The sequence below is a fragment of the Streptomyces sp. NPDC051578 genome, from assembly GCF_044454045.1.
In the GTDB taxonomy this organism is placed as follows: domain Bacteria; phylum Actinomycetota; class Actinomycetes; order Streptomycetales; family Streptomycetaceae; genus Streptomyces.
This window is the reverse complement of sequence record NZ_JBITDH010000001.1, coordinates 1,006,846-1,019,451: the sequence shown is the minus strand read 5'-3', so window position 1 is coordinate 1,019,451 and position 12,606 is coordinate 1,006,846. Positions and strand designations below refer to the sequence as shown.

Sequence of the window (12,606 nt, the reverse complement as noted above, 5' to 3'; positions counted from 1 at the left end):
ACGTTCAGACCCGGGTCCGGGGACTGTCCGAGGGCCCTGGCAGCATCGGCTTCGATCTCACGCCTCTAAGGCAAGTTGAACACGGGAGTACAACATGAACCGCAGTGAGCTGGTGGCCGCTCTGTCCGAGCGCGCCGAGGTGACCCGCAAGGACGCCGACGCCGTTCTGGCCGCGCTCGCCGAGACCGTCGGCGAGATCGTCGCCAAGGGCGACGAGAAGGTCACCATCCCCGGCTTCCTGACCTTCGAGCGCACCCACCGTGCCGCTCGCACCGCGCGCAACCCGCAGACCGGCGACCCCATCCAGATCCCGGCCGGCTACAGCGTGAAGGTCTCCGCGGGCTCCAAGCTCAAGGAAGCCGCCAAGGGCAAGTAGTACCGCCCTTGTGCCGAGGGCCGCACAGGCCCTCGGGACGGCAGTGGTACGCACAACCGCCAAGGGCGGCCACCCCCGTACGGGGGTGGCCGCCCTTCGGCCTTCCCGGGGCCCTGTGCGGGCCCCGGGCGGTGAACGCGGGGACTAGACGAGGTCGCCGTTCGGCAGTTCGACCTTGGCGCCCAGCTCGACGAGCTTCTCCATGAAGTTCTCGTAGCCGCGGTTGATGAGGTCGATGCCGTGCACCCGGGAGGTGCCCTCGGCCGCCAGCGCCGCGATCAGGTACGAGAACCCGCCGCGCAGGTCGGGGATGACCAGATCGGCGCCCTGCAGCTTGGTGGGGCCCGACACGACCGCCGAGTGCAGGAAGTTGCGCTGCCCGAAACGGCACGCCGAGCCGCCCAGGCACTCCCGGTACAGCTGGATGTGCGCACCCATCTGGTTGAGCGCCGAGGTGAAACCGAGCCGCGACTCGTACACCGTCTCGTGCACGATGGACAGGCCGGAGGCCTGCGTCAGCGCGACGACCAGCGGCTGCTGCCAGTCGGTCTGGAAGCCGGGGTGCACGTCCGTCTCCAGCGCGATGGCCTTGAGCGGACCGCCGGGGTGCCAGAAGCGGATGCCCTCGTCGTCGATCTCGAACGCGCCGCCGACCCGCCGGAAGGTGTTCAGGAAGGTCATCATCGAGCGCTGCTGCGCGCCGCGGACGTAGATGTTGCCGCCGGTGGCCAGCGCCGCGGAAGCCCAGGAGGCGGCTTCCAGGCGGTCCGGCAGCGCCTTGTGGTTGTAGCCGGTGAGCTCGTCCACACCGGTGATCCGGATGGTCCGGTCGGTGTCGAGGGAGATGATCGCGCCCATCTTCTGCAGGACGCAGATGAGGTCTTCGATCTCCGGTTCGACGGCGGCGTTGCTGAGCTCGGTGACGCCTTCGGCCAGGACGGCCGTCAGGAGCACCTGTTCGGTCGAACCGACCGAGGGGTACGGCAGCCGGATCTTGCAGCCGCGCAGGCGCTGCGGCGCCTCCAGGTACTGGCCGCCCTCGCGCTTCTCGATGGTCGCGCCGAACTGGCGGAGCACGTCGAAGTGGAAGTCGATGGGACGGCCGCCGATGTCGCATCCGCCGAGACCGGGGATGAAGGCGTGGCCGAGGCGGTGCAGCAGCGGGCCGCAGAACAGGATCGGGATCCGGGAGGAACCCGCGTGCGCGTCGATGTCGGCGACGTTGGCGGCCTCGACGTACGTGGGGTCGAGGATCAGCTCGCCCGGCTCCTCGCCGGGGCGCACGGTGACGCCGTGCAGCTGGAGCAGGCCGCGGACGACGCGGACGTCGCGGATGTCGGGCACGTTGCGCAGCCGGCTGGGCGCGCTGCCGAGCAGAGCGGCCACCATGGCCTTCGGCACGAGGTTCTTCGCGCCGCGGACACGGATCTCGCCCTCGAGCGGGGTACCGCCGTGGACAAGCAGGACATCGTCAGTGCCGGTCATGGATCTCGCGTTCCGAAGAGGTACTCCCCGGTGATCGGGGGAGTGTGGGCAGGGGCCAGTGAAAAGGGTAAGGGGCACCACCCCCTTGTTCGTAAGGCCGACGCGGCCGTAGGACTGTCATCAATTAGGCACAGCCACCCGCTTGGCACCCACCGTGCGCACGCTGTTGCGGAGTGTCGCGTTCCGGACCGTTCGCGGCCGTTCGGGGCGGGTCCGGGGCGGGTCCAGGGCCGTCCGGGGCCGTCCGGGGCCACCTCGTGGACCGTTCGGGGAACTTTCCGAAGTGCCGTGCCGATCCCGCCGCGACCGGATGCCCGCCCCGGCTCCCCTTCGGGTGCCGATATGCGGGATCATGTCCGCATGACCGAGGTGTCCTCCCTCACAGGGCGGCTGCTCGTGGCCACCCCCGCCCTCGCGGACCCGAACTTCGACCGCGCGGTGGTGCTGCTGCTCGACCACGACGAGCAGGGCTCGCTCGGCGTCGTCCTCAACCGGCCCACCCCGGTGGGCGTCGTCGACGTCCTGCTGCCCTGGGCGCCGCTGGCCGGCGACCCCGGGGTGGTCTTCCAGGGCGGCCCGGTGGGGCTGGACTCGGCCCTCGGGATCGCGGTCATCCCGGGCGAGGAAGGGCCGCTGGGGTGGCGCCGGGTGCACGGGGCGATCGGGCTCGTCGACCTGGAGGCGCCGCCGGAGCTGCTGGCGGCCGCCCTGGGCTCGCTGCGGATCTTCGCCGGCTACTCCGGATGGGGGCCCGGCCAGCTGGAGAACGAGCTGGGCGAGGGCGCCTGGTACGTGGTGGACTCCGAGCCCGGCGACGTGTCCTCCCCGGACCCCGAACGGCTCTGGCGCGCGGTGCTGCGGCGCCAGCGCAGCGACCTCGCGATGGTCGCCACCTATCCGGACGACCCGTCGCTCAACTGACCCGCGCGAGGGTCGGTACCCTGGATTTCATGAGCACTCTTGAGCCCGAGCGCGGGACTGGTACGGGGACCCTCGTAGAGCCGACGCCGCAGGTGTCCCACGGCGACGGCGACCACGAGCGCTTCGCCCACTACGTCCAGAAGGACAAGATCATGGCGAGCGCGCTCGACGGCACCCCCGTCGTCGCGCTGTGCGGCAAGGTCTGGGTCCCGGGTCGTGACCCGAAGAAGTACCCGGTCTGCCCCATGTGCAAGGAGATCTACGAATCCATGGGCGCCGGCGGCGACAAGGACAAGGGCGGCAAGGACAAGTAGCCCCCCCGCCACCGCGGGACCCCACCGCGCCGTGCGCGCGCGGCGGGTCCCGGGCGGGCGCGGACGCAGGCCCCCGGGTGCGCCACGGCGCTTCCGGGGGCCTGCGCCGTACCCGTAGGGTCGGCTCGACCGGCGCTGCGCGGACCGGGTGTTGCGCGCAGCGCGACCGGCTGTCGCGAAGGGCCGACCATGGACCTGATCCCCGCACCCCGTCGCGCCGAGTTCCGCGAGCAGGGGCCGCGCCTGGCGCTCGGTCCCGCGACGGCGCTGGCCGCCGGGCCCGGGACCGAGGGGGTGGCGCGCTGGCTGCGCCGGGAGCTGGGGGCCGCCACCGGGTTCGCCTTCCCGGACCCGGCGCCGGGCGCACGGGGCGCCGTACGGCTGGAGCTGGACCCGGGCCTGGCCGGCGAGGAGTACCGGCTCACGATCGGCGAGGACGGGGCGCGGCTGGCGGGCGGGGCGGCGGCCGGGGTGTTCTGGGCCGCCCAGACGCTGCGTCAACTCCTCGGCCCCGACGCCTTCCGGCGGGCACCGCTGCCGGAGCGGGTGTGGGAACTGCCCCACGGGGCGGTGGAGGACGGCCCCCGGTTCGGATGGCGCGGGATGATGCTCGACGTCGCCCGGCACTTCATGCCCAAGGACGGCGTGCTGCGCTACATCGACCTGCTCGCGGCGCACAAGATGAACGTCCTGCACCTGCACCTGACCGACGACCAGGGCTGGCGGGTGGAGATCGAGCGCTATCCGCGGCTCACCCGCGTCGGCGCGTGGCGGCCGCGCAGCCGGTGGGGCCACCGCGCCTCGCCGCTGTGGAACGAGACCCCGCACGGCGGCCACTACACCCGGGACGACATCCGCGAGATCGTCGCGTACGCGGCGGAGCGGCACCTGCGGGTGGTCCCGGAGATCGACGTACCGGGGCATTCGCAGGCGGCGATCGCCTCGTACCCCGAGCTGGGCAACACCGACGTCGTGGACACGGCCGCGCTGGGCGTGTGGGACGACTGGGGCGTCAGCGAGAACGTCCTGGCCCCCTCGGACCACGTACTGCGCTTCTACGAAGGGGTTTTCGAGGAGCTGCTGGAGCTCTTCCCGGTGGAGGTCTCGCCGTTCGTGCACGTGGGCGGCGACGAGTGCCCCAAGGGGCAGTGGCGCGCCTCGCCGGCGGCGCAGCGGCGGATCCGGGAGCTGGGGCTCGACGGGGAGGACGGCCTCCAGTCCTGGTTCGTCCGGCACTTCGACCGCTGGCTCGCCGGACGCGGACGGCGGCTGATCGGGTGGGACGAGATCCTGGAGGGCGGTCTCGCGCCCGGCGCGGCCGTGTCCTCCTGGCGCGGTTACGCGGGCGGCGTCGCCGCGGCCGAGGCGGGCCACGACGTGGTGATGTGCCCGGAGCAGCAGGTGTACTTGGACCACCGCCAGGCGGCCGGGCCCGATGAGCCGGTCCCGATCGGGTACGTACGGACCCTGGCGGACGTGTACCGCTTCGAGCCGGTTCCGCCCGGCCTGTCGCCGGAAGCCGCGGCGCACGTGCTGGGCGCGCAGGCCAACGTGTGGACCGAGGTGATGGAAAGCCAGAGCCGCGTCGACTACCAGGTGTTCCCCCGGCTGGCCGCCTTCGCCGAGGTGGTGTGGTCGCGGCTGCCGGAGCCGGCGGAGCGGGACCTGCCCGGCTTCGAGGCGCGGATGGCCGGACACTACCCGCGGCTGGACGCGCTCGGCGTCGACTACCGGCCGCCCGGCGGCCCGTTGCCCCGGCAGCGGCGCCCGGGCGTGCTGGGGCGGCCGATCGAGGGGGAGCCCCCGATCGTGTGACTCGGGCAACCGGTTGGCGCCGGGGGGCCGGACGGGGCGGTTCGCAGCGATTCGCAATCGTTGTGACCTGTTCGGAAACCTTGGGAAACCTTGAGGTGTTTGTCGGAATTCTTTCCTGATTCGGTCGAAACCCGGCTAAAGCGGGGGACTTGGGCGGGCAGGGCGAGGGCGGCGGGCGCGCCGGTCCCGCAGGGGCGACCCTCGCGCCGGGAGACCCGGAAGATGTGCCAGAGTTGCCACGTCCCGGCGGTGAGCACGTACCGTACGGCGGACAGGCGTGAGCGCCGGGACCGGGACATCGGGAAGGGGCAGCTGGGTTGACCACGCACGCACCGCATGCACTGCACACACCGCATTCATCTCAGGGGCCTCAGGGGCCTCAGGCGGTGCAGTCCGTCACACTGCCGGCCTCGCTCGACGAGGCCGTCGCGGCACTCACCGCCATGCCCGCCGCCGTGCCCGTGGCCGGCGGCACCGACCTGATGGCCGCCGTCAACGCGGGCCTGCTGCGCCCCGCCGCACTCGTCGGCCTCGGCCGGATCAACGAGATCCGCGGCTGGCAGTACCAGGACGGCCACGCGCTGCTCGGCGCCGGACTCACCCACGCGCGGATGGGGCGGCCGGATTTCGCCGCTCTGATCCCGGCCCTGGCGGCCGCCGCGCGGGCCGCCGGACCGCCGCAGATCCGCAACGCCGGCACCCTCGGCGGGAACATCGCCTCGGCCGCGCCGACCGGTGACGCGCTGCCCGTGCTCGCGGCCCTGGAGGCGGTCCTCGTCATCGTCGGGCCCGGCGGACTCGGCGAATCGGGCGTGGCCCGGCGCGAGATCCCGGTCTCCCACCTGCTGGCCGGGCGCGAGATGCTGCGGCCCGGCGAACTGATCGGCTTCGTGCGGGTGCCGCTGCTGCACGCGCCGCAGGTGTTCTTGAAGGCGACGGGGCGTACGGGCCCGGGGCGCGCGGTGGCGTCCGTGGGGCTCGTACTGGACCCCGCGCGCCGGGGCGTGCGCTGCGCGATCGGTGCGGTCGCGCCGATGCCGCTGCGGCCGCTGGAGGCCGAGCAGTGGGTGGCCTCCCTGATCGACTGGGACGGCGAACGCGGCCTGGCCCCCGAGGCGCTGGAGGCGTTCGGCGAGTACGTCGCCGCCGCCTGCGTGCCCGACCAGGGGGAACCGGTGGCCGCCGGGGTACTGCATCTGCGGCGGACGGTGGCCGTACTGGCACGGAGGGCCCTGGGGAGGGCGCTGAGCTCATGAGTGGGAACGAGAACGTGAGCGGAACCAACGGGGGTGTGGGCCCCGCGGACGCCGTGGGCCACACCGGGGCCGGCTGGGGCTGGGAGCCGGTGCCGCAGGGCGGCGAGTACGACTCCGAGGCCACGGCCTTCGTGAAGCTGCCGCAGGACATGCTGGACGCGCTCGACGGCGGGGAGCCGCTGGCGGCGCCCGGGCACGGGTACGTGCCGCCGCCGATGATCGTGCCGCTGGGCTCGGCCAGTACGGATCCCACGGCCACCGGCACCTGGACGATGCCCGTGCCGTGGCCCGAGGCGGGCGGCTCCGACGGCGGTGGCGGTGCCACCACCGCCGAGGCCGCTGCTCCGGCGCGCGGGCCCATCCCCGCGTCGATCCCGCTCCCGGCCTCCGTGGCGGCGGCGTTCGCCGACGCGGCGCAGGGCGGGACGGGGCGGGGCGAGGCGGGCCCCGGGCAGGACTCCGGGCACGGGACGGACCCGGGCGCCACGGCCGAGTGGCGCTTCCCCGAGGCGGCGCAGCCCGAGGAGCCGCAGGCCACCGGGCAGTGGACGTTCGGTACCGGCGCCGCGGCCGCGGACTGGAGCCAGGCCCCGGCGACCCTGCCGGGCGGCGCCGCCGCGCCCTGGGCGACGCCGGCGTACGACAACTCCCTGAGCTCCGGCGTGCTGCCGGGCGGGCAGGAGGCGGGCGCGGCCGCGGGGACTTCGGGGCTGCCCGGGGCTTCGGCGGCTTTCGGGCGCGGTCCCAGGGTGCTGGGCGGGCCCGGCGTGGGCACGCCGCTGCCGGTGCCGGCGCAGCCGGACGAGCCGGAGCCGGAGCCGGAGCCCGCGGTGTACGCCGCCCCGGACATCGAGGCGGCCCACGGTGCCGCGCGGATGCCGGCCGAGGAGGAACGGCCGCGTCCGTTGGGCGCGGAGCCGGGGCCCGGGGACGGGGGCCTGGACGGGGATCTGGACGGGGATCTGCACGGGCGCGGGCACGGGTTCGGCGCGCCGGTGGCCGAGGCCGGGCCGGCCGCGCCGGAGACCGCCGCTGAGACCCGGGTGGAGCCGGGGCCGGGGTCGCGGCCGGAGGCCGGGTTCGGCGTGCCGGGGTCCGGGACCGGGCCCGAGCCGGAGCCCGGGCACGGGTTCGACGGGGCCGCGCAGGGGACGGCCGGCGAAGCCGCCGAGCCGTTCGCGCCGGGTGCGGGGAACACCGACAGCGGCGAGGCACTGCCGGGCGCGGACACCACCGCGGGTTTCCCGGCCGGGGATGCGACGTACGACGAAACGCCCATCGGCGCCCCCGCCCCCCATCACGAGCACCCGCTCGCCTCGTACGTCCTGCGCGTCAACGGCGCCGACCGGCCCGTCACCGGTGCGTGGATCGGCGAATCCCTCCTGTACGTGCTGCGCGAGCGCCTCGGGCTGGCCGGCGCCAAGGACGGCTGCTCGCAGGGTGAGTGCGGGGCGTGCGCGGTGCAGGTCGACGGCCGGCTCGTCGCGTCCTGCCTGGTCCCGGCCGCGACGGCCGCCTCCAGCGAGGTGCGCACCGTCGAAGGACTCGCGACGGACGGGGAACTCTCGGACGTGCAGCAGGCGTTGTGCAGATCGGGCGCGGTGCAGTGCGGATTCTGCGTGCCCGGCATGGCCATGACCATCCATGACCTGCTGGAAGGCAACCACGCCCCCAGCGAGCTGGAGACCCGGCAGGCGCTGTGCGGCAACCTGTGCCGCTGCTCCGGCTACAAGGGCGTCATCGAAGCGGTCCGCGAGGTCGTGGCCGAACGTTCGGCCACCGCCTCGGCCACCGCCTTGTCCGCCGCCCCGTCCGCCGACGGATCCGCGGCCGGCGCCGAACCGCGCATCCCGCACCAGGCCGCACCGGGCGAGGGCGGCATCCACCACAACGGAGGCATGGCGTGAGCGGGCACGACGCGGCCACGACCACCCTGATGACGACGAGCGTCCCGACCGGCGCCGGGGACACGGAACCCGAAGTCCTGCGCGGGATCGGGGTCTCCGTCCCGTCCGCGCACGCCCGCGCCAAGACCGAGGGCACCTTCCCCTACGCCGCCGACCTGTGGGCCGAAGGCCTGCTCTGGGCCGCCGTGCTCCGCTCCCCGCACGCCCACGCCCGCATCCTCTCCATCGACACCACGGCCGCCGCGGCCATGCCGGGCGTGCGCGCCGTCGTCACCCACGCCGACGTCCCCGGCGCCACCACCCACGGCCGCCGGATCGCCGACCGGCCCGTCTTCGCCCACGACGTGGTCCGCCACCACGGCGAGCCCATCGCCGCCGTCGCCGCCGACCACCCCGACGCCGCGCGCCTCGCCGCGGCCGCCATCACGGTCGAGTACGAGCTGTTGGACGCGGTGACCGACCCCGAGCAGTCGTTCGGCGCGCCCGCCCTGCACCCCGACGGCAACCTGATCCGGCACATCCCGCTGCGCTACGGCGACCCGGAGGCGACCGGCGAGGTGGTCGTCGAGGGGCTGTACCGGATCGGCCGCCAGGACCCCGCGCCCATCGGCGCCGAGGCGGGGCTGGCCGTACCGAGGCCCGACGGGGGCGTGGAGATCTACACCGCCTCCACCGACCCGCACACCGACCGCGACCTGGCGGCCGCCTGCTTCGGCCTGGAACCGGACCGGGTACGGGTCGTCGTCACCGGCGTCCCCGGCGCGACGGCCGACCGCGAGGACCCCGCCTTCCAGCTCCCGCTCGGGCTCCTGGCCCTGCGCACGGGCTGCCCGGTGAAGCTGGCCGCCACCCGCGAGGAGTCCTTCCTCGGCCACGCCCACCGCCACCCGACGCTGCTGCGATACCGCCACCACGCGGACGCGGAGGGCCGGCTGGTCAAGGTCGAGGCCCAGATCCTGATGGACGCGGGCGCCTACGCCGACGCCTCCGCGGAGTCCCTCGCGGCGGCGGTGGCCTTCGCGTGCGGTCCGTACGTCGTGCCGCACGCCTTCGTGGAGGGGTGGGCGGTACGCACCAACAACCCGCCGTCCGGGCACGTGCGCGGCGAGGGCGCCATGCAGGTGTGTGCCGCGTACGAGGGCCAGATGGACAAGCTGGCGGCCGCACTCGGCATCGACGGCGCAGAGATCCGCATGCGCAACGTCCTGGCCACGGGCGACCTGCTGCCCACGGGCCAGACGGTGACCTGCCCGGCGCCGGTCGCCGAACTCCTGCGCGCCGTACGCGATGTGGAGCTCCCCTCCCTCCCGAAGGACGCCCCGGAGGACGAGTGGCTGCTGCCGGGCGGCCCGGAGGGCGCGGGCGAGCCCGGAGCGGTGCGGCGGGGGGTCGGGTACGGCGTCGGCATGGTGCACATGCTCGGCGCCGAGGGGACCGACGAGGTCTCCACCGCCACCGTCAAGGTCGTGGACGGCGCGGCCACCGTCATCTGCGCGGCCGTCGACACCGGCCAGGGCTTCTCGACGCTCGCCCGCCAGATCGTCCAGGAGGTCCTGGGCGTGGACGAGGTGGTCACGGCACCGGTCGACACCGACCAGCCGCCGGCCGGCCCGGCGGCGCACGGCCGCCACACGTGGGTGTCCGGGGGCGCGGTCGAGCGGGCCGCGAAGATGGTCCGCACGCAGCTCCTCCAGCCGATGGCCCACAAGCTGGGCATGTCGACGGAGCTCCTCCAGATCCAGGACGGCCGGATCACGTCGTACGACGGCGCGTTCTCCACCACGGTGGCGGAGGCGATGGCGGGCAAGGAACTCTGGGCGACGGCCCAGTGCCGCCCCCACCCCACCGAACCCCTGGACGCGGACGGCCAGGGGGACGCCTTCGTCGGCCTCGCGTTCTGCGCGATCCGCGCGGTGGTCGACGTCGACGTGGAACTCGGCTCGGTGCGCGTGGTCGAACTGGCCGTCGCGCAGGACGTGGGCCGGATCCTCAACCCCGCCCAGCTGGAGGCCCGTATCGAAGCGGGCGTCACGCAGGGCGTGGGCGCGGCGCTGACCGAAAACCTCCGCTCGGTGGCGGGGATGATCCGCCACCCCGACCTGACGGGCTACGCGCTGCCGACGTCGCTGGACGCCCCGGTGGTGCGGATCGTCAAACTGGTCGAAGAGCGGGACGTGGTGGCCCCGTTCGGCGCGAAGGCGGCGAGCGCGGTCCCGGTGGTGACGACCCCGTCGGCGATCGCCTCGGCGGTCCGCGCGGCGACGGGCCGCCCGGTGAACAGGCTCCCGATCCGGCCATCGGCGGCGGTGGCGGCGCCGAACTCTTGACAGCCTGACGGGCGTTGACCCTTGCGTTCGACCCCAGCCCTGTGCTTGGGGGTGTCGGTGCCGGTCGCTAGAGTGATCGGCACGAGGGCGCACGTACGCGTGCGAACGGGGGGCGGGAACGCGATGCGGGCGGACGCCCTCGAGCGGTCAACGGGGATGACGGGGAGTCGGGGAGGCCATCGTGGCGGAGGAGAACGGCGGGCTGGCAGGCATCGTCGGCGCGAGCAACGGCCTGGCGGACGCGATCATGCGCCAGGCGAAGGCGCTGGAAGTCGAGTACGAAACGCTGAACGGCTTCAAGAAGCTGGTCGACGCCCAGCTCAAGAAGCTCAGCGGCTCCGAGGCCGACCCGGACAAGCTCCAGGACGGCACGCTGCCGTCGGGAACGCTGGGTACGGGCTTCGCGGAGGCGGACGCACTGTTCAAGGCGTACGGGACGGTGCACACGCAGCTGACGACCCTGTCGAAGGGCCTGGCGGACCAGATCGAGGGCCTCGGGATCGCGATCCTCACGGGTGGCAAGGGGTTCGCGGACGTGGACGAGGAGACGCGGCAGCGCATGCTGGCGATCGCCCAGCGGGCGAAGGAGCACTACGTCGCCGAGCGTGATCCCTCGGCCAAGCCCGACCAGCCGCAACAGCAGCAGCCTCGGGGCGCAGACGCACCCAAGACCACTCCCACGCCCAAGCCGAGCACGTCTGGGGGCCACATCTGATGGTGACGAGCTTCGACGGTTACAGCCACGAACAGCTGATGGCGATGATCGCCTCGATCAAGCCGGAGATCGTCCGGACGCGGGCGACGCAGCTTGAGGAGGCCGCCAAGGCCATCAAGGAGATCGGCGAGGACCTGAAACACCACAAGGTGTCGGGCTGGGAGGGCGAGGCCGCGACGGCCTTCCAGACCTGGGTGAACTCGGCGGGCAACGCGACGCTGCGTCTGGCGGATTACAGCTCGGGTGCCGCGAAGTGGATGACCCTGGCCGCGCAGCACATGTACGAGGTCCAGAAGACCCCGGGCGTCGACCCGTCGGCCAAGGAGAACCTGCAGGCTGCACGCCAGTTCCACAACGACCCGGACTCCGCGAAGATCGGCATGCTGGCGACCCAGAAGCTGGAGACGGACCGGCTGCATGCGGTGCAGCAGCTCAAGAAGCTGGCTGAGTCCTACGACGAGTCGACGCGGAACATGAACGCGGCGCAGGCTCCGACGTTCCCTCCGCCGCCGGCGGACTTTGTACCAGGCGGGGACTATGCCTACACCTCCTCCGATGTGGCGCGCCCCGGCACAGGGTCTAGCGATGGATCTGACTCGGGCCTCGGTACCGGGTATACGACATCGGCACCGGGCAGCAGCGGGAGCGCAAGTAAGTCCGCATACCAGCCGCACTCCGGATCGCAACTGCCCCCAACTGTGGCCCCGACAACCGGAGGCCTTCCGCCAGCTCCCGACCGCAACGTCAACGTAGACCTGAACACCGTCGGCACGCTTCCGCCTACGAGCCTTCCAGCGACGGTCAATCCGCCGACTGGCCCGGGGCCGGTCGGTCCGGGAGGCGGCCCTGCCCCTGTACAGGTCGTTCCCCCGCTTACGCTTCCCCCGACCACCAGCTCGGCCAAGCCGGTCGGCGGAGGTACATTCCCGCGTCCGACGCTGCCTCCAGGCAAGGCCAGCAGCACCCTCGGATTGCCTCCGCGCGAGACCGGTATCGTCGGCGGACGTCCGGTGACGCCTCGAGGGCCTAGCGCGGGCATTCCGCGCGGTACGGTCATCGGCGCGGAGGGTTCCCAGATGGGACGCGGAATGACGGGCGGTGGCATGGGGAGTGGTGTGAGTGGCCCCCACGGAGGCCCTGGTGCACCTGCGGGCCGTCGACTGGCCATGGAGCCGGGCGGCGTAGTCGGCGGCCGCCAGGCCGGCATCGGCGGCCCGTCGGCTACAGGTGGTCGACCGTTCACCCAAGGCGGCTCAGGCCTCGTCCGCAATGGGACGGGAGCCGGTCCAGTCGCAGGCGCCGGCAATCATGCCCCGGGTAAGCGGCGCGACGGCCGTGGAGGCGACCGCCCTGACTACCTGGCCGAGGACGAAGAAACCTGGCAGGCGGATCGCCCTGTTGTGCCGCCAGTGATCGACTGAGCAGAACGGACGTTGCACGGGATGCGCATGCGGAAGGCGACCTCAGCCGTGGTGGGTCTCCTCCTGGCC

The 12,606-nt window shown here is 73.5% G+C and carries 10 protein-coding genes; 9 read left to right on the top strand and 1 reads right to left on the bottom strand.

The genetic code is table 11. The features are described 5' to 3' along the window. Window positions 1-94: 94 nt before the first annotated feature. Entirely contained in the window at window positions 95-376 is a 282-nt protein-coding gene (locus ACIA6C_RS04615; protein WP_007264399.1) for an HU family DNA-binding protein, read from the top strand. 144 nt (window positions 377-520) lie between these two features. On the opposite strand, the gene murA is transcribed toward ACIA6C_RS04615, so the two are convergent. Beyond that, window positions 521-1,861, bottom strand: a complete 1,341-nt coding sequence (gene murA / locus ACIA6C_RS04610) for a UDP-N-acetylglucosamine 1-carboxyvinyltransferase (protein ID WP_190182663.1) — start codon at window positions 1,859-1,861, stop codon at window positions 521-523. A 360-nt stretch (window positions 1,862-2,221) separates the two neighbouring features. On the opposite strand from murA, the gene ACIA6C_RS04605 reads away from it, so the two are divergent. The 8 genes from ACIA6C_RS04605 (at window position 2,222) to ACIA6C_RS04570 (ending at window position 12,537) form a co-directional block, all read left to right on the top strand. Continuing rightward, complete coding sequence (locus ACIA6C_RS04605; RefSeq protein WP_361137750.1) at window positions 2,222-2,782, top strand: YqgE/AlgH family protein; 561 nt, start codon at window positions 2,222-2,224, stop codon at window positions 2,780-2,782. A gap of 29 nt (window positions 2,783-2,811) precedes the next feature. Further along, window positions 2,812-3,096 (top strand): DUF3039 domain-containing protein, encoded by a 285-nt coding sequence (locus ACIA6C_RS04600; RefSeq protein WP_007264396.1) that lies wholly within the window; start codon window positions 2,812-2,814, stop codon window positions 3,094-3,096. 189 nt (window positions 3,097-3,285) lie between these two features. Continuing rightward, window positions 3,286-4,911 (top strand): beta-N-acetylhexosaminidase, encoded by a 1,626-nt coding sequence (locus ACIA6C_RS04595; RefSeq protein ID WP_399272888.1) that lies wholly within the window; start codon window positions 3,286-3,288, stop codon window positions 4,909-4,911. A gap of 317 nt (window positions 4,912-5,228) precedes the next feature. Then, on the top strand, window positions 5,229-6,167 hold the full coding sequence (locus ACIA6C_RS04590) for an FAD binding domain-containing protein (RefSeq protein WP_399272886.1): 939 nt from the start codon (window positions 5,229-5,231) through the stop codon (window positions 6,165-6,167). Further along, window positions 6,164-8,074 carry a 2Fe-2S iron-sulfur cluster-binding protein gene (locus ACIA6C_RS04585; protein WP_399272884.1) on the top strand — a complete coding sequence of 637 codons (1,911 nt, stop codon included), beginning with the start codon at window positions 6,164-6,166 and terminating at the stop codon, window positions 8,072-8,074. Before ACIA6C_RS04590 ends, ACIA6C_RS04585 begins: the two co-directional genes overlap by 4 nt. A gap of 29 nt (window positions 8,075-8,103) precedes the next feature. Then, window positions 8,104-10,401, top strand: a complete 2,298-nt coding sequence (locus ACIA6C_RS04580) for a xanthine dehydrogenase family protein molybdopterin-binding subunit (protein ID WP_399274475.1) — start codon at window positions 8,104-8,106, stop codon at window positions 10,399-10,401. Window positions 10,402-10,582: 181 nt separating this feature from the next. Further along, entirely contained in the window at window positions 10,583-11,116 is a 534-nt protein-coding gene (locus tag ACIA6C_RS04575) for a DUF2563 family protein (protein WP_399272882.1), read from the top strand. Then, window positions 11,116-12,537 (top strand): hypothetical protein, encoded by a 1,422-nt coding sequence (locus tag ACIA6C_RS04570; RefSeq protein ID WP_399272880.1) that lies wholly within the window; start codon window positions 11,116-11,118, stop codon window positions 12,535-12,537. The genes ACIA6C_RS04575 and ACIA6C_RS04570 overlap by 1 nt, the downstream gene beginning before the upstream one ends. The last annotated feature ends 69 nt before the right edge of the window (window positions 12,538-12,606 follow it).

Coding starts and splice junctions, on each gene's coding strand:
- ACIA6C_RS04615 (WP_007264399.1), top strand. CDS start 95: ATGAACCGCAGTGAGCTGGTGGCCGCTCTGTCCGAGCGCGCCGAGGTG.
- murA (WP_190182663.1), bottom strand. CDS start 1,861: ATGACCGGCACTGACGATGTCCTGCTTGTCCACGGCGGTACCCCGCTC.
- ACIA6C_RS04605 (WP_361137750.1), top strand. CDS start 2,222: ATGACCGAGGTGTCCTCCCTCACAGGGCGGCTGCTCGTGGCCACCCCC.
- ACIA6C_RS04600 (WP_007264396.1), top strand. CDS start 2,812: ATGAGCACTCTTGAGCCCGAGCGCGGGACTGGTACGGGGACCCTCGTA.
- ACIA6C_RS04595 (WP_399272888.1), top strand. CDS start 3,286: ATGGACCTGATCCCCGCACCCCGTCGCGCCGAGTTCCGCGAGCAGGGG.
- ACIA6C_RS04585 (WP_399272884.1), top strand. CDS start 6,164: ATGAGTGGGAACGAGAACGTGAGCGGAACCAACGGGGGTGTGGGCCCC.
- ACIA6C_RS04580 (WP_399274475.1), top strand. CDS start 8,104: ATGACGACGAGCGTCCCGACCGGCGCCGGGGACACGGAACCCGAAGTC.
- ACIA6C_RS04570 (WP_399272880.1), top strand. CDS start 11,116: ATGGTGACGAGCTTCGACGGTTACAGCCACGAACAGCTGATGGCGATG.